Consider the following 22,537-nt stretch of genomic DNA (forward strand, 5'->3'; position numbering starts at 1 on the left):
CTCCGGCAACATCAGCGGAAACCTGCACCGCCCCCGGCGCTACCACCGCGGGCTGCAACGCGTCTTCTACACCTCCGCGCTCATCAGCATCCGCAGCTGCGAGGAGTCCCGCCGTTTCTACGAACGCAAGCGCGCCGAAGGCAAGCGACACACCCAGGCTGTCCTTGCCCTGGCCCGCCGCCGCGTCAACGTCCTGTGGGCCCTCATCCGTGACGGACAGTGCTTCCATCGTGGGCTCCCTGTCACAGCGGCTGCTTGACAACAGCATTAGGAGGTGCCAAGTTGCTTGCGCACCCACTCCTTGAGCTTCTTGCCCCGGCGCGGCTTGGCCTCGCAACCGCCGAACAGCGCAAGGCCCTTGACCCGGACGACCGGAGCGTACGGGTCCGCCGCGGTCTGCTCCCGGACGTCGAAGCCGCCGAAGATGCCCACGCCGGAACCGAGCAGGGTCACGTTCTCCGGCACCCGGACCTCGACCCCGCCGAAGATCGCCGTCACCGTGATCTCCACCTCCGGGGACTCGAACACGGCGTCGGTCAGGTCGATCTCCACCCCGCCGAACGCGGTGAAGGCGGTCAGCTGCGAGCCCACCCGCCAGCGGCCCTTGCGGGACGCGCCGCCGAAGATCGCCACCACCGACGGCGACTCGTGGCGCGCGGGCGGCATCGGCGGACGCGCGGCGGCCGGCGCAGGGGCCGGGGCCGGGGCGTCCAGCGGCGGCTTCGCGAAGGAGACCGTGCGGTGGGCGGGCAGGTCACGGGTCAGCGGAACCAGGTCGCCGAAGGTCTTGGCACCGTAGGCGGCCTCGATCCGCTCGGCGTGCTCGTCCGCGTTCAGCCGGCCCTCGGCGTAGGCGTCCCTCAACAGCTCCGCGATCCGCTCGCGGTCGGCGTCCGAGACGCGCATCTCCGCCTCCGCCACCGGGGCGTGCGACGACTGCGGCTGCGGCTTCGGCTGGAGTTCGGGCTTGGTCATCGGTACGGGCGCCGGCACCGGCGGCTGCCCCGGACCGTCCTGCGACGGCGAGTTGTCCGGCGTGTTGTTCACGGGCCAAGACTAGTCGCTCGCACTCCTGCCCGAGTGAGCCCGGTCACGCAAGGCCGACCTGTCCGCAGGCCGGTCCCGGCCGGGTCATACCCTGGATGGTGCTTCGCCGACGCAGCCGGACCACTGGATAGCTAAGGACCGCCCCGATGGCTCCCACGCCAGACTTCGAGTACAGCGACCTCCTCCCCCTGGGCGCTGACCCGACCCCGTACCGCAAGCTGACCTCCGAGGGTGTCTCCACCTTCGAGGCCGGCGGTCGCACCTTCCTCCAGGTCGAGCCCGAGGCGCTGCGGCTGCTCACGGCCGAGGCGATGCACGACATCTCGCACTACCTGCGCCCCGCTCACCTCGCCCAGCTGCGCCGCATCCTGGACGACCCGGAGTCCAGCCCGAACGACCGCTTCGTGGCGCTCGACCTGCTGAAGAACGTCAACATCTCGGCCGGCGGCATCCTCCCGATGTGCCAGGACACCGGCACCGCGATCGTCATGGGCAAGCGCGGCCAGAACGTGCTGACCTCCGGCGCGGACGAGTCCGCCATCGCGCGCGGCGTGTACGACGCGTACACCAAGCTCAACCTGCGCTACTCCCAGATGGCCCCGGTGACCATGTGGGACGAGAAGAACACCGGCAACAACCTGCCGGCCCAGATCGAGCTGTACGCCACCGACGGCGACGCGTACAAGTTCCTGTTCATGGCCAAGGGCGGCGGTTCCGCCAACAAGTCGTACCTGTACCAGGAGACCAAGGCCATCCTGAACGAGGCGAGCATGCTCTCGTTCCTGGAGCAGAAGATCCGCTCGCTCGGCACCGCGGCCTGCCCGCCGTACCACCTGGCCATCGTGATCGGCGGCACCAGCGCCGAGTTCGCGCTCAAGACCGCCAAGTACGCCTCGGCGCACTACCTGGACAACCTGCCGACCTCCGGCAACGCCAAGACCGGGCACGGCTTCCGGGACCTGGAGCTGGAGGCCAAGGTCACCGAGCTGACCCAGAAGATCGGCATCGGCGCCCAGTTCGGCGGCAAGTACTTCTGCCACGACGTGCGCGTGGTCCGGCTGCCCCGCCACGGTGCCTCGCTGCCCGTCGCGATGGCCGTCTCCTGCTCCGCCGACCGCCAGGCGCTCGGCAAGATCACCGCCGAGGGCGTGTTCCTGGAGCAGCTGGAGACCGACCCGGCGAAGTACCTGCCGGACACCACCGACGAGCACCTCGACGACGACGTGGTGCGCGTCGACCTCAACCAGCCGATGTCCGCGATCCGCGCCGAGCTGTCCAAGTACCCGGTCAAGACCCGGCTCTCGCTCACCGGCACCCTGGTCGTCGCACGCGACATCGCCCACGCCAAGATCAAGGAGCGCCTGGACTCCGGCGAGGGCATGCCCAAGTACCTCCAGGACCACCCGGTCTACTACGCCGGCCCGGCCAAGACCCCCGAGGGCTACGCCTCCGGCTCCTTCGGCCCCACCACGGCCGGCCGGATGGACTCCTACGTCGACCAGTTCCAGGCCGCCGGCGGCTCGATGGTCATGCTCGCCAAGGGCAACCGCAGCAAGCAGGTCACCGACGCCTGCGCCGAGCACGGCGGCTTCTACCTCGGCTCCATCGGCGGCCCGGCCGCCCGCCTCGCCCAGGACTGCATCAAGAAGGTCGAGGTCCTGGAGTACGCCGAGCTCGGCATGGAGGCCGTCTGGCGCATCGAGGTCGAGGACTTCCCGGCCTTCATCGTCGTCGACGACAAGGGCAACGACTTCTTCCGCGAGACCACCGAGGGCCCGCTGATCACCAGCCTGCGGATCCGCTCCAAGGAGTAGCCGGAGCCGCACTCCCCCGCACCCCCACCGCCCCGGCCGCCCCCGCGACCGGGGCGGTTCGCATGGCCAGTGGTACGGAAAGCTCGTACCATAGTGGTGCGGAAATCCGGTACGAGCATGGAGGCATGGCCATGGCGATCAGTGCGAGCGAGGCGCGCACCCAGCTGTTCCCGTTGATCAAGAAGGTCAACGACGACCACGCCCCGATAAGGATCACCTCCAAGAGCGGCGATGCGGTCCTCATGTCCGCCGAGGACTACGACGCGTGGCAGGAGACGATCTACCTCCTGCGCTCCCCCGCCAACGCCCAGCGACTCATGGCGGCCGTCGCCCGCGACAAGGCAGGCCACCCCGGCGTCACCAGGACCCCGGAGGAACTGGAAGCCCTGGCGGGTGAGGTGTGAGGAGCGTTCACTTCGACCCGGACGCCTGGGAGGACTTCCTCTTCTGGCTCGGCTCGAACCGGAAGATGGCCCAGCGGATCGCTCGCCTGATCGGTGAGATCCAGCGCGACCCGTTCGGCGGGATCGGCAAGCCCGAGGCGCTGAAGGGCGACCTGGCCGGTTACTGGTCACGCCGGATAGACGACGAACACCGGCTGGTCTACCGGGCCGACGAGAAGGAAGTGAAGATCCTCAAGGCCCGCTACCACTACCAGTAGCGGCCGCCCGGCCGTCAGGCGTCGAAGTCGTACTCCAGGACGTAGGAGGAGGCGTCGAGGATCATCTCGTTGAGTTCGACGACCTGGCCCTCGTCGGCGAAGGCGGTGCGGCAGATCAGGATGACCGGGGTGCCGGCGGAGAGTTCGAGGCGGGTGGACTCCTCGGCGCTGGGCATCCGGGAGCGGACCTCCTCGCGGAAGTGGACGGGCTTGGCGCCTATCTCGGCCAGGCGGGCGTAGGTGCCGCCGGGGCCGGTGTCCTCGCGGGTGATCGCGGTGCCGGCGACCAGGACGGCGGGCAGGTAGGAGGTCGAGAGCAGCACCGGCTTGCCGTCCAGGACGAAGCGGCGGTGCCGTACGCACATCGGCGCGCCGGGGTCCACCCCCAGCACCCGGGCGACGTGCTCGGGCGCGCCCAGTTCGGCGACGGACACCTGGTCGACCACCAGGGTGCGGTTGTCGATGTCCGCGGACCATATCGACCGCCCGGACCCCCACTGCCCCTGCGCCAGCCGCTGGATGCCGCGCCGGCGCAGCGGCCGGAAGTCCCGGACGAACACCCCCGCGCCCTTGCGCGCCTCGGCGATGCCCTCGCTCTGCAACACGCCGAGTGCCTGGCGGGCGGTCATCCGGGCCACGCCGTACTCGTCCATGAGGTCGTTCTCACCGGGCAGCCGGTCGCCCGCGCGGTACCGGCCGGCGTCGATGGCCGCCTTCAGGGAGTCGGCGATCCGCTGGTACTTGGGCTGCCTGTCGCCACTGCTGCCGCTCATCGCCGCTCCCTCTGCTCGGGCAAATCCTAGGCGTGCCCGCGGCCGCCGGTAAGGAGATACGACGACCGTTGACATCTCTAGAGATATTAGCTTCTCTAGAGATGCTGGCTAGTCGCCGACCAGAGCGAGGAGCAGTGTGGTGAGCACCCGACAGCGCAACACCCCCGCCTACCGGCCGCGCGCCGGTGAACTCGTCCTCGACCGGAGGACCGGACGCACCGGCATCTACATGGACACGATCGGCGGCGAGCACTACCTGCGCCCCGAGGGCGGCGGCCGCGAATGGACCGCCGAACCGAACCACGTCTCACCCGCACCCGAGGTCCGCGATTCGACTGAATACGATCAGTCCTGGTAATTGCGGCAGAATCCACGCAAACTACAGCATTCCGGACCCGGTAATCCCCCCGGTGAATCCGAAATTCCGGAACACCCCACACCCACCGTCGGGCACGTTACGGATATCACCGGTCACCATGCGTGCATCGCGGGCGAGAATCGGTCACCGGCGAATCAGCCTCCCCGATGGGCCCGCACACGAATTGGCGCGCACATAACGAGCGGTGCCCCCGTGCCCGGACGGGGGCACGGGGGCACTCGGCCAGAACGGCTTACGGGTTGCCGCCGACCGCGTTCTCCGGCCGGTACGGGCCGCCCGGCTCGCCGGTGGCCGGCCCGGCGGGCTCCTCGATGTACTGGCCCTCGTCACCGAACGCGCCGTTCTCGAACGCCTTCTTCTCCGCGTCGGTCGGCGCGGTGTACTCGGTCGGGTTCGAGGCCGCGGTCACCGCGCCCTCCACAGCCTTGCCCGCCTCCACAGCGGCGGCCGGGGTGCCGGTCTGCGCCGTGTTCTCGGGCGTCGACAGCACCGGGGTCTCGCTCTGGTCGTTGGCCATTGGGCGGCCGCCTTTCGGTCATCAAATGTGTCCTGCCCGACCTTCGTGGCACGGGCGTGCGGACAGTATCGTAGGGTTGATTAAATGTCCGATAAACATCGTGCAGCTTGCGCTGCCGTCCGACAGAGTCGGACGCCCGCCTAAGCTGAAGCACCACGGCGGACCGCCGAGCGCCCTTTCACGGAATCGACACCACAGGCCATCGGGGGACTTCATGGAGTTTCGGGAGACGCCGCAGACCCCTGCGCTGCGCTTCCAAGTCCTCGGTCCGGTCCAGGCCTGGCTCGACGGCAAGCCCCTCTCCCTCGGATCCCCCCAGCAACAGGCCGTTCTGACCACCCTCCTGCTGCACTCCGGACGCCCCGTCACCACGCAGGACCTCGTCGACGCGCTGTGGGGCGAACGGCCCCCGGCCCAGGCCGTGGCCGCGCTCCGCACCTACGTCTCCCGGCTGCGCTCCGTCATCGAGCCCCGGCGGGAGGTCCGCCGACCCGCCGAACTGCTGGTCTCGGTGGCCGACGGCTACGCGCTGCGCATCCCCGGCGAGGCCCTCGACCTGTCGGTCTTCGAACGACTCTCCAGCGAGGCCGCGGCCGCCCGCGCCGCGGGCGACAGGCACGAGACGCACCGGCTGCTGGCACGGGCACTGGACCTGTTCAGCGGCCGCCCGCTCACCGGCATCCCCGGGCCCTACGCCGACGCCCAGCGGCTGCGACTGGCCGAACGCCAGGTGGCGGCGACCGAGGAGCTGTGCGCCGCCGCGCTCGACGTCGGCCTGCACGCCGAGATCGTCGGTGGGCTCAACAACCTGACGACCGAACACCCACTGCGCGAGCGCCTGCGCGAACTGCTGATGCTGGCGCTGTACCGCTGTGGACGCCAGGCCGAGGCGCTCGGTGTCTACACCGACACGCGCAAGCTGCTGATCGAGGAACTCGGGGTCGAACCGGGCGCGGGCCTGTCCGCGATGCACACCCGCATCCTCGCGGCCGACCCGGCGCTCGCCGTCCCGGTCGTCCCCGCCCCCGCCGTCCGCGAGGACGGCCCGGCCGCACCCCCCGCTCCGGCCCAACTCCCGGCCGATGTGTCCGACTTCAGCGGGCGCTCCGAACTGGCGGGCGACCTCTCGGCGGTCCTGATGAACGCCACCGGTCAGGCCGTGGTCGTGACCTCGCTGGCCGGCATCGGCGGCGTCGGCAAGACCACCCTCGCGGTGCACGTCGCCCACCGGGTCCGCGCCGAGTTCCCTGACGGGCAGCTGTACGTCGACCTGCGCGGCGCCGGTGCCTCGCCGGCCGACCCGGCGGTCGTCCTGGGCGACTTCCTGCACGCGCTCGGTGTCGCCGACAACCCCGACTCGCTCGAACAGCGCGCCGCCCTCTACCGCTCGCTGCTCGCCAGTCGGCGGATGCTGATCCTGCTCGACAACGCGCGCGACGCCGACCAGATCCGGCCGCTCATCCCCGGTGTCTCCGGCTGCGCCGTACTCGCCACCAGCCGCTCCCGGCTCGCCGGTATCCCCGGAGCCCAGCTGTTCGACGTCGAGGAGCTGACCCCGGACGAGGCGCTGGCGCTCTTCTCGGCCATCGTCGGCGAGCAGCGGGTCGCCGCCGAGCCCGAGGCCGCCATGAAGGTGGTCACCGCCTGCGGCTTCCTGCCGCTGGCCGTCCGCATCGCCGCCGCCCGACTGGCCAGCCGCCCGCGATGGAGCGTCTCCGACCTGGCCCGTCGGTTAGCCGACCAACGCCGACGACTGGACGAACTCCAGCTCGGCAACCTCGCCGTGGAGACCACCATCGGGCTCGGCTACGGACAGCTGTCCGAGGCCGAGGCCCGCGCCTTTCGGCTGCTCGCGCTGATCGACTCCCCCGACATCCCCCTGACGGCCGCCGCGGCACTGCTCGGCGTGGACGAGTACACCGCCGAGGACCTCGCCGAGGCCCTGGTCGAGGCGAACATGCTGGAGTGCTTCGCTCCCGGCCGCTACCGCTACCACGACCTGCTCCGGCTCTACGCCCAGCGGCAGAACGAGCGGATAGGGGACACCGGCGAGCAGGAGCAGGCGGTGCTCCGGCTGCTCGACCTGCTGATCCCGACCGTGCGAAACGCGGCCCAGGTGATCGAACCGGACGAGCCCGTGCTCGAACAGCTGACCGCACTCACGTCGCCGGGACTCGGCCTGCCCACGAGTCACGCCGCACAGGACTGGCTGCGTACCGAGGGCGGTCTGTTGCTCAGCACCGTCGAGGCCGCCGCGAGCGGCCCCGGCACCCTGCAGCACGCAGCCATCGACCTGTTGAACTACCTGATCAGCATCGACCCGGACCCGACCCGCGGCCCCCGAGCACTCCGGACCCTGGAGGCCATCGGTGCGGACGCGCGTCGTCGTGACGACTCGGCCGCGCTCGCCCGGGTGCACTTCGCCCGCGGCACCCTGCAGTCCAACACCAGCGACTTCCAGGGGGCCGAACAGTCCTTCCGCCGAAGCCTGGACCACCAGGCGCCGGACGAGCCGACCTTCCTGCTCCTCGCCACGGCCAACATGCTGGGCGTGATGCTGAACGTCGGCAACCGTCCGGCCGAGGCCCTGTCGTTCTACGAACAGGCCCGTGCCACCAGCCAGGCCGTCGGCGCCCCGACGGCCGAGGCGCGGGTGGTCAGCAACATGGCCCGGGCGCAGCACCGCCTCGGCATGACCGAGACGGCGATCAGGTCCGCCGGCGACGGCGTGGCCGCCGCGCGCGAGTCCAAGAACGGCCCGCTGCTCGCCCAGACCCTCTACCAGCTGGGCGTGGTGCTCTCCGGCATCGAGGCCGTCCCGCACCTGACGGAGGCGCACGGGCTGTACCAGTCGCAGCAGAACCTCCTGTGGGAGGGCTACACCCTGGCCCGGCTCGCCTCCGCCCTGCTGGTCGCCGGGCAGCACGCCGAGGCCGCCGAGGCGGCCGGCGCGTCGCTGGCGATCGCCCAGGAGCTGGACTCCGCCTACTGCCAGGGCCTGGCCAACGCCGCGCTGGGCGAGGCGTTGCTCGCCCTCGCGCAGCCGGCCCGCGGGCTCGCCTGTCTCCAGGAGGCACACGCGATCTTCACGCGGCTCGGTGTGCCGGAGGCCTCCCCCGTGGCGGACCTCATCTCTCGACAGCACACCGAGCCCTTCTCTCCTCCCCCCGCGCCGTAAAGCGCCCGCTCCCCCCAGCGGCGCACTTCCCCCGTCCGCGCGTCGGCGCCCCCGCAGCCCCCCGGCTGCGGGAGCGCCCTCAACGCTTCCCCGGCGCTGGACTCCACTCTGCACCGCGTCGATTGACGTTCGATAAACGTCCTATTGTCAGCCTGCGGATTGATGAAACCGCAGGTCAGAGCCCCTGCTGCGGCACGGCGTACGGCGTGCGGGCCCCTGCTCACACCCCAGCCGCGCGCCCTTGCTTCCGCAAACCCGGGCCACATCGGCCCAAGCATGACGAGTTGGCCGGAAAGGGGCCCCACGGCGCAGTGATCACGCATATTCTCAGATGCCAGTACGCACACGGGTGTCCGGCGGCGACGCCCCGGGCCCGGTGCGCGCGTGTGACTGCGGGGAGCGTGACGGCCCGCCACCGGCAGCGGCCCCCGGGCTGCGGAGGAGCCGACCGGAGGCCACGGGTGGAAGGGTGCCTCTCAACGTGACGACCGGACGGATAACCGACTCGTTCCCCGTCGGCGAGGACGCGGGAGACGACGAGCCCGACGTACGGCGGCGCCGGGCCGACCGGGCACTTCAGGCGGTCGCCTTCGACACCATCGGCGCCGGGTACGGCGAGGCCTTCCCCGCCAAGGACGGACAGTTGGAGTGCGTCCGCCGGCTGCTCGCCGAGTTGGAGCCGGGCGCCGCGGTCCTGGACGTCGGCTGCGGCAGCGGCGAGCCGACCGTCCGGCAGCTGGTCGCCCGCGGGCTGCGGGTGACCGGCGCGGACCTCTCGGACGGGATGCTCACGCTGGCCCGCCAGGCGCGGCACCCCGGCGAGTTCCCGCCGGAGTTCCACCGGATCGACCTGTACGATCTGGCCACCGAACGGGCCGACCGGGTCTGGGGCGTGCCCGGACTGGGCCCGACGGGACGCGGCCGGTTCGCCGCCGTCACCGCGTTCTTCTCGCTGATCCTGCTGCCGCAGGACGAGATCCCGACCGTGCTCGGCCGGCTGCGCGAACTCCTCCGGCCCGGCGGGCTGCTGGCACTCGGTATGGTCGAGGCGGATCTGGATCACGTTCCGCTTCCGTTCCTTGGCAGAGAGCTGCGGATCAGTGGGTATCTGAGGGAGGATCTGGAGCGGGTCCTGGTCGCGGCCGGTTTCGCCGTCGAGGAGTGCTCGGGGCATCCGTACGCGCCGGCCAGCACCTCGCTGCCGCCGGAGGAACAGCTGTTCCTGTGCTGTCGACGCGTCGGCTGATCGGCCCGAAGCAGGCCGGCCGCACCACGGCCGGGAACAGAACAGCCCACCGACCACACCGAATCCAGGACAGGCAGCCGTGCGCGACCAGCTCAAGACCGAGGCGGAGCAGCCGCCCGCCGTCCCGGGCCAGCGCCGCCAGGTCCCGGCCCGGGCGAAGGCCCCGGCGAAGCCGCCTGCCGCACGGCCGGACCGCCCCGGGGTGACGGACCGCCTCGCCTACCTCGACGCGGCGACCCGGCGGATCAACAGCGCCCTCGACCTGGCCGCGACCCTGCGCAACATCGGCCGGGTCCTGGTCCCGACCCTCGCCGACGCCGCCGTGCTCCACCTGCGCGACCCGCTGCCCAACGTCGAACGCGAACCCGGCTTCCCCGAGGAGCTGCGGATACACCACAGCACCGGCACCCGGATCGGCCGCCGCGGCCGGCGCAACGGCACGGACGACCGGCACCGCTCCCGCTACGGCTCCCGCTCGTCCGCCGACACCGGCCCGGCCACCCCGGTGACCCGCGGCGGCGCGCTCGCGCACGCCCTGCTGAGCCGCCGCCCGGCCGAGGCCGCCGTCCTCGGCACTCCCGGCGCCGAGCGCACCGAGACGCTGCTGCGCGAGCTGTACGGCACCCGCGGACTGGCCCGGCTGGCCGCCGGGACCTCGGTGCTCGCCCTGCCGCTGCGCGGCCGCAAGGCCGTCCTCGGGCTGCTGGTGCTGATCCGCCGTCCCCCTGAACGCACCGGCCGCCCGGCCTTCGACTCCACCGACACGGCGACCGCCGCGCACCTGGCCACCCAGTCCGGACTGGCCGTGGACACCGCGCTGCGCTACGCCCGCGAGTGGGAGATAGCCAACGAACTCCAGCGCAGCATGCTGCCGCTGCGGCTGCCGCAGTCGCACGGCGTCCGGATCGCCCAGCGCTACCTGCCCGGCGAGCGCGGGGCCCAGGTCGGCGGCGACTGGTACGACGCGGTGCCGCTGCCCGGCAACCGGGTCGCCCTGATCGTCGGCGACGTGATGGGCCACTCGCTCACCTCGGCCGCCATCATGGGCCAGCTGCGCACCAGCGCCCAGACCCTGGCCGCGCTCGACCTGCCGCCGCACGAGGTGCTGTACCACCTGGACGAACAGGCCCAGCGGCTCGGCCGCGAACAGCACCTGGCCACCTGCGTGTACGCGGTCTACGACCCGATCGCCAACCGGGTGGTGATGGCCAACGCCGGGCACGTCCCGCCGGTGCTGGTCGGCCCGGACGGCACCGCCGAGCTGGTGGAGCTGGACTCCGGGGCGCCGATCGGGGTCGGCGGGGTGGACTTCAACTCGGTGGAGCTGCCCGCGCCGCCCGGCTCCGCGCTGCTGCTGTTCACCGACGGCCTGGTGGAGACCCGCACCCGCCCGATCAGCGACGGCCTGGAGGTGCTCCGCGCCAGGATCGCCGCCGCCCGCTGGCAGTCCCCCGAGCACCTGTGCCAGGAGGCGCTGCGGATCCTGCCGCCCGGCGACCGCGGCGACGACATCGCCCTGCTCGGCGCCTGCTTCGACGGCATCCCCGCCGGGGACGTCGCGCACTGGTACCTGCAACCGCGCAACGAGACGCCCGGGCGGGCGCGCCGGCTGGCCGGGCACACGCTGCGCCGCTGGGGCCTGGACGAGTTGAGCGAGGCGACCGAGCTGATGGTCAGCGAGCTGGTGACCAACGCCGTCCAGCACGCGACCCGGCCGGTCACCCTGAGCCTGGTGCGCACCACCCGGCTGCGCTGCGAGGTCGGCGACGACAGTCCGCTGCTGCCCCGCCCGCGCCGTACCGGCCCGGAGGACGAACGCGGGCGCGGGCTCCAGATAGTGGCCCGCTGCGCGGACCGCTGGGGTGCCACCCGGCTGGGCACCGGCAAGGTGGTCTGGTTCGAGCAGCGGCTGCCCTCGGGGACGTGAACGCGGCCGGAGCGTGAGCACGGCCGGAGCGTGAGCACGGGAGCGCCCGGCGGGAACGGATCCCGCCGGGCGCTCGGACCGGGTGTCAGACCCCGGCGGGCTCCTTCGCCGGCTGCTCCGCCAGCCGCGCGATCAGCTGTTCGCCCTCCATGTCGACCTTCGGCACGACCTTCTCCAGCGGCTTCGGGAACCACCAGGCCGCCCGGCCGAACAGCGCCATCGCGGCCGGCACCAGCGCCATCCGCACCACGAAGGCGTCCACCAGCACACCCACCGCGAGGGCGAAGCCGATCGGCTGGACGATCGGGTCGTGGCCGAAGACGAAGGCGCCGAACACCGAGACCATGATCAGCGCGGCCGCCGTCACCACCCGGGCGCCGCCCCTGACCCCGCCGACGACGGCCTCACGCGGCTCCTTGCCGTGGACGTACTGCTCCTTCATCCCGGAGACCAGGAACAGCTCGTAGTCCATCGCCAGCCCGAACAGCACGCCGATCAGCAGGATCGGCACGAAGCTCACCACCGGGCCGACCTTCGGCACGTCGATCAGCCCGTCCAGCCAGCCCCACTGGTAGACCGCGACCACCGCGCCGAGCGAGGCCGTGATGCTGAGCAGGAAGCCGAGCACCGCCTTGACCGGCACCAGCACCGAGCGGAAGGCCAGCGCGAGCAGCACCAGGGCGATGCCGACGATCACCGCGAGGAACGGCGGCAGGGCCTGGCCGAGCTTGGTGGAGACGTCGATGTTGGCGGCCGTGGTGCCGGTGACGGCGATGCTCGCGCCGGTCGCGGACCGGAGCTCCTCGCGCTGGTCGCGGATCTCGTTGACCAGGGCCTTGGTGTCCTCGTGGTCCGGCCCGGTCTGCGGGATGACGGTCACCAGGGCGGTCCGGCCGGCCTGGTCGACGGTCGGCGGCAGCAGCGTCCGCACGCCCTTGAGGGTCTGGAGCTTCGCCGCGACGCCCTGCACCGCCTGCTCGGGCAGCGGCGCGCCCTGCGCGTCCACGACGACCACCAGCGGCGCGTTGAAGCCCGGCCCGAAACCGTCGGCGATCAGGTCGTACGCCTTGCGGGCGTCCGTCCCGGCGGCCTGCGAACCGCCGCCCGGCAGGCCGAGGTTCAGACTGGCGGCGGGGACCGCGAGGGTACCCAGCCCGGCCAGGCCGATGAGCAGGACGGGCAGCGGGCGGCGGACCACGAAGCGGGCCCAGCGCTCGCCCATGGTGGTTCCCCGGTCGGCGGTCAGCGCCCGCCTCCAGACCGGCAGCCGGTCGACGGCGCGGCCGACGAAGCCCAGCACCGCGGGCAGCAGCGTGATCGCGACCAGTACGGCCACCACGACGGCCCCGGAGGCTGCCAGTCCCATCACGGTGAGGAAGGGGACGCCCGCGACGGCGAGACCGGCGAGCGCGACGACCACGGTCAGACCGGCGAACACGACCGCGCTGCCGGCCGTGGCGGTGGCGCGGGCGGCGGCCTCCTCCGGTTCCAGGCCCTCGTCCAGGTGGCGGCGGTGCCGGAAGAGGATGAACAGCGCGTAGTCGATGCCGACCGCGAGGCCGACCATCAGCGCCAGCACCGGCGCGGTGGTGATGATCTCGAAGGAGCCGGTGAGCGCCAGCAGTGCGGCCATCGCCACGCCGACGCCGACCAGCGCGGTCAGCAGCGGCAGCCCGGCGGCGACCAGCGTGCCCAGGGTGATCACCAGCACCACCCCGGCCACCACCAGGCCGATCGCCTCGGTACCGCCCTCGACCTGGGCCATCGTGTTGTACGCGTCGCCGCCGAAGGCCACGTCCAGCCCGGCCGCACGGGCCGGTTCGGCGGCGGCCTTCACGGCCTCGCGCTGCCCGTCGGTGACGTCGGCGAGCTTGTGGTCGAAGGAGACCAGCGCGATCGCGGCCTTCCCGTCCGGTGAGACCGCGCCGGTGGCGTACGGGTCGGGTACGGCGGCCACACCCGGAACGTGGGCGATCCGGGCGACGGCCTCGCCGACCGCCCGGCCCGCCTCGGGCGTCGTGACGCCGCCGGGCGCGGAGGCGGCGAAGACGACCTGCGCGGAGCCGTGGCCCTGCGCCGGGAAGGTGTCCTTGATCCGGTCCAGGGTGCTCTGCGCCTCGGTGCCCGGGACCTTGAACTCGTCGCTGGTCTTGCCGGCGAAGGCGCCCGCGGCCCCGCCGACGGCGATCAGCAGGGCGATCCAGACGGCGACGACCGCCCGCCTTCGGCGGAAGCAGTAGCGGCCCAGTCGGTACAGGTACGTGGCCAAGGTCTGACCCCTCGCGTGCGGTCGGTGGACAGGCGGGTGCCTGGCCGGGTCTGGCGTCCACCGTACGACCGACTTGTTCAGATGACAAAGTCGCCTGATGAAGGCATACGACAGAATCGACCGACACGGTTGAACGACCATGGCGCTACCCTGACGGAATGGCTCATGTCCCCGCCTCCGAACGCCGACCCCAACTGGTCCAGGCCGCGATCGACCTGATGACCCGGGAAGGGATCGCCGCCGGCAGCACCCGAGCGATCGCGGCCGAGCTGGGCGTGGCACAGGCGACGGTGCACTACACCTTCGGCACCAAGAAGGACCTCTACCGGGCCGTGGTCGAACAGCTGACCGCCGAGTTCATCGGCCACGTCCGCGACGCCTCCCCCGGCGACGGCCCCTTCGGCGAACAGGTCCGGACGCTGGTCCACGCCCTGTGGGAGAGCAGCACCGCCGAGGACGGACGCTGCGTCCTGCTCAGCGAGTTCTCGGCGCTCTCGCTGCGCAACCCCGACCTGCAGGAGATCATGCGGTCGCTCCAGCACGAGATCGAGGGCACCGCGGCCGAGATGATCTCCACGCTCGCCACCGTGCACGGGATCCGGCTCGCCGCGCCCGCGCAGGAGATCGCGGCCCACTTCCTCACCGGCTTCACCGGCCTGACCGACCGCCACCTGCACCTGCGCGCCCCCGACGGATCGGCCGACCCGTCCACCCTGCGCGCGCTGGACGTCCTGGTCGCGACGACGGTCGGACTCTGCCTGGGCGCCCCGGCGGCGGTCGACGGGCCCTAGGGGCCCGTCAGGAGACGATCCGGACCGGCAGTTCGGCCAGCACCTCGCGCAGCGCGGCGGCGAAGCGCTCGTACTCGGCGCTGCGGGCCGAGCCCGGGCGGGTGGCCAGCCCGATCCGCCGGCCCGGCGCCGGGGCGGCGAAGCGCACGGCGGCCAGCCGGTCGGTGCGCCCGGCCTCGACGTCCAGTGCGGTGGCGGGCAGCAGGGTCACTCCGAGGCCACCGGCGACCAGCTGGACCAGGGTGGACAGGCCGGCCGCGCGGGTGGTGGAGCCGGCCGGGTCGGCCCCGACCTCGCGGCAGATGTCCAGCGCCTGGTCGCGCAGGCAGTGGCCCTCCTCCAGCAGCAGCACGTCCAGGTCGAGCAGCGCGTCGCGCGGCACGTCGATCCGCCCCGCGAGCGGGTGCCCGGACGGGGTGACCAGGACGAAGTCCTCGTCGAACAGCGGGATGTCACGGGTCGGCGAGGCCCCGCCGGCCGGGAGCGCGAGCAGCAGGACGTCCAGCCGCCCGGCGGCCAGGCCCTCCAGCAGCGAGGGGGTGCGCTCCTCGTGGACGTGCAGCTCCAGCTCGGGGAAGCGGTCGCGGACCAGTCGCAGCACGGTGGGCAGCAGGTAGGGCGCGACGGTGGGGATCACGCCCAGGTGCAGCGGCCCGGTGAACGGGCGCCGGGCGGCCTCGACCTCCTCGGTGAGGGCCTGGAGCGAGGCCAGCACTCGGCGTGCGTGCCGGTGCACCCGCTCCCCCAGGGGGGTGACGATCACCTTGCGCGTCGTACGCTCGACCAACTGCGCCCCCAGCGACTCCTCCAGCGCCGCGACCGCCCCGGACAGCGCCGGCTGGCTGGTCCCGGTCGCGGCGGCGGCCTCCCGGAAGTGCCGGTGCTCGGCCACCGCGACGAAGGCCCTGAGCTGGGCGACCGTCGGCGTACGGGGGCTGCGGACTGTGGCACTCGCCACAGCCGGATCCGGTTTGGCGGCGGAGGCCCTACGGGCGCCGGGCCGGGACGTGGGGGATTCGGTACTGATAGCAATCTCCGATCAGACACATCCAGTGTAGCTATTTCTCTGATCAGTCCACGATGTGGAATTGTGGATCGCGTCCGGAATCCGGACAAACTCCCCTCAGTCTCACTTCAGGAGAAGCGAACGTGCTCACGATCGGTGACAAGTTCCCCGAGTTCGACCTCAAGGCCTGTGTCGACCTGGACGCCGCGAGCGCCTTCGCCGACATCAACCACAAGTCCTACGAGGGCAAGTGGAAGGTCGTCTTCTTCTGGCCCATGGACTTCACCTTCGTCTGCCCGACCGAGATCGCCGCGTTCGGCAAGCTGAACGACGAGTTCGCCGACCGCGACGCCCAGATCCTCGGCGTCTCCGGCGACTCCGAGTTCGTGCACCACGCCTGGCGCAAGGACCACAAGGACCTGCGCGACCTGCCCTTCCCGATGCTGGCCGACATCAAGCACGACCTGATGCGCGCCTGTGGCGTCGAGAACGAGGACGGCACCGCCCAGCGCGCCGTCTTCATCGTCGACCCGAACAACGAGATCCAGTTCGTCATGGTGACCGCCGGCTCCGTCGGCCGTAACCCCAAGGAGGTCCTGCGGGTGCTGGACGCCCTGCAGACCGACGAGCTGTGCCCGTGCAACTGGACCAAGGGCGAGGACACCCTCGACGCCCAGGCCCTGCTGGCGGGCTGACCCATGGCCCTCGACGACCTGAAGGCCGCCCTCCCGGAGTACGCCAAGGACCTCAAGCTCAACCTGGGCTCGGTCATCGGCAACTCCGACCTCCCCGCCCAGCAGCTCTGGGGCACCGTGCTGTCCTGCGCGATGGCCACCCGCAGCCCCGGCCTGCTGCGCGAGCTTGAGCCCGAGGCCAAGGCCAACCTCTCCCCGGAGGCGTACACCGCCGCCAAGGGCGCGGCCGCGATCATGGGGATGAACAACGTCTACTACCGGACGCTGCACCTGCTCTCCGACAAGGAGTACAGCACGATGCGGGCCGGTCTGCGGATGAACATCATCGGCACCCCGGGCGTCGAGAAGATCGACTTCGAGCTCTGGTGCTTCGCCGTCTCGGCCATCAACGGCTGCGGCCAGTGCCTCGACTCGCACGAGGCCGTCCTGCGCAAGGCCGGCGTCGAGCGCGAGGTCATCCAGGCCTCGGCGAAGATCGCCGCCGTCCTGCAGGCCGTGGCCGGCGTCCTCGACGCCGAGGCCGCCCTGGCTGCCAACGCCTGACGGCCCCGCAGAGCCTGACGGGCCCCTCCCGGACATCACGTCCGGAAGGGGCCCGTCGGCGTTTCCGCTGCTCCGCGCCCTACTCCGTGGCGGGCTCCGGCCGGGCCGGGCCGGTCGCGGCGGTGCGTTCGGCGGCCTCGCGGGCGGCCTCCAGCGCGGTGAAGACGGCCTGGCCGGCCTCGTTGCGCCGGCGCAGGTGGGTGACCACGGTGTTGATGACGGCGATCAGCGGGACGGCGACCACCGCGCCGCCGATGCCGCCGATGATGCCGCCGGCCGCGACGCCCAGGACCACACCGAGCGGGTGGACCCGAACGGCCCGGCCGAGGATCAGCGGCTGGAGGATGTGACTCTCGACCTGCATCACCGCGACCAGCAGCACCAGCACCATCAGCGCCGTCCACGGCCCCTGGGTGACCAGGGCGATCAGGACCGCGACGGTGCCGGTGACCAGCGCGCCGACCAGCGGGACGAAGGCGCCCAGGAAGATGATCACGGCCACCGGCGGAGCCAGCGGCACACCCAGCAGGTCGATGCCGACGCCGATGCAGACCGCGTCGATGAAGGCCACGCAGACCGTGCCGCGCACGTACGCGGTGAGCGTCGTCCAGGCCTTCGGGCCGGCCCCGGCCATCGCGAAGCGGGAGTGCCGGGGCAGGCCGCGCAGTGCCCAGTTCCAGATCTTCGCGCCGTCGTAGAGGAAGAAGAAGGTGGTGAAGAAGGTCATCAGCAGCGCCGTCAGCACCTCGACGGCGATCTGCGCGCCGGTGATCGAGACCGAGGTGAGCTGGTCGGTGTTGGTGGTGATGGCCTTGGTGATCTGGTTGGCGAAGTCGGTGATCTGCTGCTGGGTCAGGTGCAGCGGCCCGGTGACCATCCAGTCCCGCAGCTGGTTGACACCGGTCTTCACCTGGTTGGTGACGTCCGGCAGGTTGGTGCTCACCTGCCAGACCACGAACCAGCCGACCAGCCCGATCCCGGCCAGCCCGCTCAGGAACACCCCGCCCGCCGCCAGCGAGCGCGGCACCCCGCGCCGGCGCAGCCAGGAGACCGAGGGCTCCAGCAGCGCGGCGATCAGCAGCGAGGCCAACATCGAGAAGGCGACCAGCCGCAGCATGTCGACCACGTAGAAGACGACGTAGAGCGCGGCGCCGAGCAGCAGCAGCCGCCAGGTCGACTCGGCGGCCACCCGCAGCCCCCAGGGCACCGCCTCGGCGGGGGTGGCGGGCCGGCCCGGGTGGTACTCCCGCCCGGGCACCGGGTGCGCGGCGGGGACGGGCGGGGCGGCGGGCGCCGTCTGCGCGGGCGCCGGGGCGACGGCCGTCGGGGCGTCCACCGGGGTGACCGTCGAAACCGCGACCGGGGCCGGGTCGGCGCGCGGTACGGGGACCGGGCCGGCCGCCTCGGCGAGGACCGGCGCGGGGAGTTCGTGCGGGTCGGCCGCGATCGCGGCGCGCCGGCGCCGTTCGATCACGGCGGCCGTGCTCGCCACCACGGCCACGCCCTTGGCCACGGCCTTGAAGGCCTTTCCGCCCCGCGCCATCCTCGCTACCACCGCTTCGCTGCCGAACCCGCCGAGTCCGGCGGTACGCCGTGGGTCCCGCCACGGCCGTCAGGGATGACGCTACCCGGCGGGCGCCGGAAGAGTCCGCTCGCCAGACGGTTCGACTCGACCACTTCATCTGGATGATCGGGACAAATCACCGGATTCACGATGGTTTCACCCTCACATCGCTGGGGAGGAGTCGGAACGAGACCGCCGAAGCCATCCGCCGGCGGACCGGCCGGTGCGGGAGGCAACCAGGACCCCTTCCCGCGCCCCGCGTCCGCATCCAGGACCGCACCGCCCGCGGGCGCACCGGTCAGCGCAGCCCGGGCGGCGCGGCCCGCCCTTCGCGGCGAACGCCCGGATCCGGGCGGAGAACGCCACGACCCCCGGCCGCTCGTCGAACGGGACGAGCGGCCGGGGGCCGTGCGGGGTGCGCCGCTCAGGCGGCGGGCACTCCTAGTACCAGCTGTGGGCCTGCCAGAACGACCAGGCGCCGCAGGGGCTGCCGTAGCGGCTGTTCATGTAGCTCAGGCCCCACTTGATCTGGGTGGCCGGGTTGGTGCGCCAGTCGGCACCGGCCGAGGCCATCTTCGAGCCGGGCAGCGCCTGGACCAGGCCGTACGCGCCGGAGCCCTTGTTGGTCGCGGTGTAGTCCCAGCCGCTCTCGCGCTTCACGATCTGGCTGAAGCACTGGAACTGGGCGTCGTTGCCGACGATCTGCCGGGCGAGGTCCTGGACGGAGCCGGGGCTGACCGAGACGGCCGGAGCGCTGTCGTCGACCGCGGCCATCGCCGAACGCGCCTTGGAGCGGTTGGCGGCCTCGGCGGCCTTGCGCTGGTCGTCGGCGGCCTTGGCAGCCTTCTCCGCGTCGGCCTTGGCCTGGGCATCGGCCTTCGCCTGGGCGTCCGCGGCGGCCTTCTGGCGCGCGGCCTCCTCGGCGGCCTTCTGCTCGGCGGCGGCCTTGGCCGCGGCGTCGGCGGAGGCCTGCTGGGCGGACGCCTGCTGACCGATGTTGTCACTGATGGTCTGCGCCTGGGCGCCAGAGGGGACTTCGGCAAGCAGGGTCGCGCCGGCGACGTCGACCGTCTGCGTCGTCTTGCCCTCGCTGCCCGAGGCCATGCCCACGACGGCACCGACAGCGGTGACGGCGGTGGCGGAGGCCACAGCAACTCCCCGGACCGAGATCCGAGTCACATGGATTCCTTCCAGCATCGCCCGTGCGTGACCGTGCGGACGCGAGTTGCCCCTTGGCACTGGCCTCCGCAGGTGCTCTGGTCACGGGAGGCGCGGGCCCGGCGTCCGGTCGAGGTGAGGCGACCGGGCGTTGGAATCGGGCGGCGTACGGCTCATCGGTCTTCAATTGTGCGTCCACCGACCGGAGTTGGCGGACCTTCCGGGGCCGGACTCCCGTTCTCCGGAAGCCCTGCCGCGCCGTACGCGGGGCCTGACAGAACCCTCACCATGCCGCACCGGGCACTGTCGACGCAATTCCCGCCTGCGTGGCGCATCTCACATTCACCGCACGGGAGTTCTCCGGACGGAAAGCACTCGATGTGATGAAACGGGTGGGGCCCGCTCCATCAGGAACGGGCCCCGCCTCAAGAATTGACCGTATTGTCCGACTATGCCCTGGTCAGGGGCGGATCACGGGTTGATGTCCTCCAACATCTCCGTGACCAGCGCCGCGATCGGCGAACGCTCCGAGCGCGTGAGCGTGATGTGGGCGAAGAGTGGATGCCCCTTCAGCTTCTCCACCACCGCCACCACGCCGTCGTACCGGCCGACCCGGAGGTTGTCCCGCTGCGCCACGTCGTGGGTGAGCACCACCCGCGAGCCCTGGCCGATCCGGGACAGCACCGTCAGCAGGACGTTCCGCTCCAGCGACTGGGCCTCGTCCACGATCACGAAGGCGTCGTGCAGCGAGCGCCCCCGGATGTGGGTCAGCGGCAGGACCTCCAGCATCCCGCGGGCGATGACCTCCTCGATCACGTCCGGGGTGGTGACGGCGGAGAGGGTGTCGAAGACCGCCTGGGCCCAGGGGCCCATCTTCTCCGCCTCGGTGCCCGGCAGGTAGCCCAGCTCCTGGCCGCCGACCGCGTACAACGGCCGGAAGACCATCACCTTGCGGTGCTGCCTGCGCTCCAGCACCGCCTCCAGCCCGGCGCACAGCGCCAGCGCCGACTTGCCGGTACCGGCCCTGCCGCCCATCGAGACGATGCCGATCTCCGGGTCGAGCAGCAGGTCCAGCGCCACCCGCTGCTCGGCGCTGCGGCCGCGCAGCCCGAACGCCTCGCGCTCGCCGCGCACCAGCCGCACCCGCCCGTCGCCGGTCACCCGGCCGAGCGCCCGGCCGCGCTCCGAGGTGAGCACCAGCCCGGTGTGGACCGGCAGTTCCTCGGCCCCCTGGACGTCGACCGCGGCGTCGTGGCCGGCCGCGAACAGCGCGTCCACCTGGTCGGCCGCGACGTGCAGCTCGGACATGCCCGTCCAGCCGGAGGTGATCGCCAGCTCGGCCCGGTACTCCTCGGCCAGCAGGCCCACCGAGCTGGCCTTGATCCGCAGCGGGAGGTCCTTGGAGACGACGGTGACGTCGTAGCCCTCCGCCTGCAGGTTGCGGGCCACCGCCAGGATCCGGGTGTCGGCCTCGCCGCCGCCGGCCCGGTAGCCGACCGGCAGTATCGACACGTCGGAGTGGTTGAGCTCGACGCGGATCGTCCCGCCGAGTTCGCCGACCGGGATCGGCTCGTCGAGCCGGCCGTAACGGATGCGGTAGTCGTCGAGCAACCGCAGAGCCTGGCGGGCGAAGTAGCCCAGCTCCGGATGGTGCCGCTTGGCCTCCAGCTCGGTGACGACCACCACCGGAAGGACGACCTCGTGCTCCTCGAAGCGCGTCATGGCGAGAGGGTCCGCCAGGAGCACGCTGGTGTCGAGAACGTACGTGCGCCGGTCTGGTGTCCGGCGGCTCTTGGAACTGACCACTAGGCCTCCAGAGCGGATGACCCTGCGTCATCCGCGGCAAGCCGGCCCCCGCTGCCCCAGTGGCCTCGGGGCCGGACTGACTGGAGTATTCCCAGGCGAGGAGCGGTGCATTCGCGCCCCCGGCGAACTGACGGATCATTGCCGGTGAACGTTTGGCCTCACGCGGAGCCCGGGTAGGCCAGCCCTACGGCGGTCATTTCATCCGGCCGGACGCGCGACCGGAGTGACGTCAGAGGCCCATCCGGCGGTGCCGCTGCTCGAACGCGCGCAGCGCCCGCAGGAAGTCGACCTTGCGGAAGGCCGGCCAGTACGCCTCGCAGAAGTAGAACTCGCTGTGCGCGCTCTGCCAGAGCAGGAAGCCGGACAGCCGCTGCTCGCCCGAGGTGCGGATGATCAGGTCCGGGTCGGGCTGGTTGCGGGTGTACAGGTGCTCGGCGATGTGCTCGACGGTGAGGATCTCGGCGAGCTCCTCGATGGACGTACCCCGCCCCGCGTGCTCCTGGAGCAGCGAGCGGACGGCGTCGGCGATCTCGTGCCGGCCGCCGTAGCCGACCGCGACGTTGACCGTGATGCCCTCGATCCCGGCGGTCTCCTCGGCGGCCCGCTTGAGCACGTCGGCGGTGTGCCGCGGGAGCAGGTCCAGCGCGCCGACCGGGTTGATCCGCCAGCGGCGGGCGGCGGCCAGGCCGGTGACGGCGTCCTCGATGATGCCGAGCAGCGGGACCAGCTCGTCGGCCGGGCGGTCCAGGTTGTCGGTGGAGAGCATCCAGAGGGTGACGACCTTGACGTGGGTCTCGTCGCACCAGCCGAGGAACTCGCTGATCTTGTCGGCGCCGCGCTGGTGGCCGTACGCGGTGGAGCCCCCGGTGGCCTTGGCCCAGCGGCGGTTGCCGTCCAGGATCACGCCGATGTGGTGCGGCGTGCGGGCGAGGTGGACCTCGACCCGGCGGCCGTACAGCCCGTACATCCCGCCCAGCAGGGTGCGCAGCCCCGGCGTCCGTTCCGCGACATCGCGCAGACCCATGTTTCCCGGCCCCTCCGTGCTCGTCCAGCAGGTGCGTCACCGCACCGGCGCAGCCTACTCCGGCGGGCTGGCGCACGGTAAAGCCGCAGGTAGCGGTCTTGTCACGGTCCTGTACGGAAACCGTCCCGACGGGCGTGTC

General features: G+C 72.0%; 19 protein-coding genes and 1 pseudogene. 11 read left to right on the top strand and 9 right to left on the bottom strand.

What is annotated here, in order from left to right; genetic code table 11:
• A pseudogene (locus RZ50_RS05040) lies at positions 1–259 on the top strand (IS110 family transposase); the annotation flags it as partial.
• Positions 260–267: 8 nt separating this feature from the next.
• Here RZ50_RS05040 and RZ50_RS05045 read toward each other — a convergent pair.
• The gene (locus RZ50_RS05045; RefSeq protein ID WP_196952759.1) at positions 268–975 is read right to left on the bottom strand and encodes a DUF1707 domain-containing protein; all 708 of its coding nucleotides are present in this window, start codon (positions 973–975) and stop codon (positions 268–270) included.
• A 218-nt stretch (positions 976–1,193) separates the two neighbouring features.
• Here RZ50_RS05045 and RZ50_RS05050 point away from each other — a divergent pair, with 218 nt between their 5' ends.
• From RZ50_RS05050 to RZ50_RS05060, 3 genes are all read left to right on the top strand, one after another.
• The gene (locus tag RZ50_RS05050) at positions 1,194–2,861 is read left to right on the top strand and encodes a fumarate hydratase (RefSeq protein WP_196952735.1); all 1,668 of its coding nucleotides are present in this window, start codon (positions 1,194–1,196) and stop codon (positions 2,859–2,861) included.
• Positions 2,862–2,992: 131 nt separating this feature from the next.
• Complete coding sequence (locus tag RZ50_RS05055) at positions 2,993–3,265, top strand: type II toxin-antitoxin system Phd/YefM family antitoxin (protein WP_196952736.1); 273 nt, start codon at positions 2,993–2,995, stop codon at positions 3,263–3,265.
• Positions 3,262–3,522, top strand: a complete 261-nt coding sequence (locus tag RZ50_RS05060; protein ID WP_196952737.1) for a Txe/YoeB family addiction module toxin — start codon at positions 3,262–3,264, stop codon at positions 3,520–3,522. The genes RZ50_RS05055 and RZ50_RS05060 overlap by 4 nt, the downstream gene beginning before the upstream one ends.
• 14 nt (positions 3,523–3,536) lie before the next feature.
• On the opposite strand, the gene RZ50_RS05065 is transcribed toward RZ50_RS05060, so the two are convergent.
• Complete coding sequence (locus RZ50_RS05065; protein ID WP_196952738.1) at positions 3,537–4,295, bottom strand: GntR family transcriptional regulator; 759 nt, start codon at positions 4,293–4,295, stop codon at positions 3,537–3,539.
• Positions 4,296–4,434: 139 nt separating this feature from the next.
• On the opposite strand from RZ50_RS05065, the gene RZ50_RS05070 reads away from it, so the two are divergent.
• Positions 4,435–4,653: a hypothetical protein gene (locus RZ50_RS05070; protein WP_196952739.1), complete on the top strand. Its 219-nt coding sequence runs from the start codon at positions 4,435–4,437 to the stop codon at positions 4,651–4,653.
• Between the two features lie 253 nt (positions 4,654–4,906).
• Here the strand turns inward: RZ50_RS05070 and RZ50_RS05075 are convergent, their stop codons facing one another.
• Positions 4,907–5,191: a hypothetical protein gene (locus RZ50_RS05075; RefSeq protein ID WP_196952740.1), complete on the bottom strand. Its 285-nt coding sequence runs from the start codon at positions 5,189–5,191 to the stop codon at positions 4,907–4,909.
• Between the two features lie 214 nt (positions 5,192–5,405).
• Between RZ50_RS05075 and RZ50_RS05080 the strand changes: the two genes are divergently transcribed.
• From RZ50_RS05080 to RZ50_RS30055, 3 genes are all read left to right on the top strand, one after another.
• Complete coding sequence (locus RZ50_RS05080) at positions 5,406–8,369, top strand: AfsR/SARP family transcriptional regulator (RefSeq protein ID WP_196952741.1); 2,964 nt, start codon at positions 5,406–5,408, stop codon at positions 8,367–8,369.
• Between the two features lie 481 nt (positions 8,370–8,850).
• Entirely contained in the window at positions 8,851–9,615 is a 765-nt protein-coding gene (locus RZ50_RS05085) for a class I SAM-dependent methyltransferase (RefSeq protein WP_374199873.1), read from the top strand.
• Positions 9,616–9,694: 79 nt separating this feature from the next.
• On the top strand, positions 9,695–11,542 hold the full coding sequence (locus RZ50_RS30055; protein WP_196952743.1) for an ATP-binding SpoIIE family protein phosphatase: 1,848 nt from the start codon (positions 9,695–9,697) through the stop codon (positions 11,540–11,542).
• Positions 11,543–11,627: 85 nt separating this feature from the next.
• Here RZ50_RS30055 and RZ50_RS05095 read toward each other — a convergent pair whose 3' ends face one another.
• A complete protein-coding gene (locus RZ50_RS05095; RefSeq protein ID WP_196952744.1) occupies positions 11,628–13,811 on the bottom strand; it encodes an MMPL family transporter in 2,184 nt (727 codons plus the stop codon).
• A gap of 158 nt (positions 13,812–13,969) precedes the next feature.
• On the opposite strand from RZ50_RS05095, the gene RZ50_RS05100 reads away from it, so the two are divergent.
• Positions 13,970–14,602, top strand: coding sequence for a TetR/AcrR family transcriptional regulator (locus RZ50_RS05100; RefSeq protein WP_196952745.1), 633 nt, complete (start codon positions 13,970–13,972; stop codon positions 14,600–14,602).
• A gap of 7 nt (positions 14,603–14,609) precedes the next feature.
• On the opposite strand, the gene RZ50_RS05105 is transcribed toward RZ50_RS05100, so the two are convergent.
• A complete protein-coding gene (locus RZ50_RS05105; RefSeq protein ID WP_308271416.1) occupies positions 14,610–15,560 on the bottom strand; it encodes a LysR substrate-binding domain-containing protein in 951 nt (316 codons plus the stop codon).
• Positions 15,561–15,751: 191 nt separating this feature from the next.
• On the opposite strand from RZ50_RS05105, the gene RZ50_RS05110 reads away from it, so the two are divergent.
• Both RZ50_RS05110 and RZ50_RS05115 read left to right on the top strand, forming a co-directional pair.
• Positions 15,752–16,303: a peroxiredoxin gene (locus tag RZ50_RS05110; RefSeq protein ID WP_196952746.1), complete on the top strand. Its 552-nt coding sequence runs from the start codon at positions 15,752–15,754 to the stop codon at positions 16,301–16,303.
• 3 nt (positions 16,304–16,306) lie between these two features.
• Positions 16,307–16,846, top strand: coding sequence for an alkyl hydroperoxide reductase (locus tag RZ50_RS05115; protein WP_196952747.1), 540 nt, complete (start codon positions 16,307–16,309; stop codon positions 16,844–16,846).
• 79 nt (positions 16,847–16,925) lie between these two features.
• On the opposite strand, the gene RZ50_RS05120 is transcribed toward RZ50_RS05115, so the two are convergent.
• The 4 genes from RZ50_RS05120 to RZ50_RS05135 form a co-directional block, all read right to left on the bottom strand.
• A complete protein-coding gene (locus RZ50_RS05120) occupies positions 16,926–18,389 on the bottom strand; it encodes an AI-2E family transporter (protein WP_196952748.1) in 1,464 nt (487 codons plus the stop codon).
• A gap of 462 nt (positions 18,390–18,851) precedes the next feature.
• Positions 18,852–19,589, bottom strand: coding sequence for a transglycosylase SLT domain-containing protein (locus tag RZ50_RS05125; RefSeq protein WP_196952749.1), 738 nt, complete (start codon positions 19,587–19,589; stop codon positions 18,852–18,854).
• A gap of 450 nt (positions 19,590–20,039) precedes the next feature.
• Positions 20,040–21,374 carry a PhoH family protein gene (locus tag RZ50_RS05130; protein WP_196952750.1) on the bottom strand — a complete coding sequence of 445 codons (1,335 nt, stop codon included), beginning with the start codon at positions 21,372–21,374 and terminating at the stop codon, positions 20,040–20,042.
• A gap of 229 nt (positions 21,375–21,603) precedes the next feature.
• Positions 21,604–22,398 carry an isoprenyl transferase gene (locus tag RZ50_RS05135; protein WP_196952751.1) on the bottom strand — a complete coding sequence of 265 codons (795 nt, stop codon included), beginning with the start codon at positions 22,396–22,398 and terminating at the stop codon, positions 21,604–21,606.
• Positions 22,399–22,537 lie beyond the last annotated feature (139 nt).

It is taken from the genome of Kitasatospora sp. SUK 42, from assembly GCF_015776785.2.
GTDB lineage: Bacteria > Actinomycetota > Actinomycetes > Streptomycetales > Streptomycetaceae > Kitasatospora.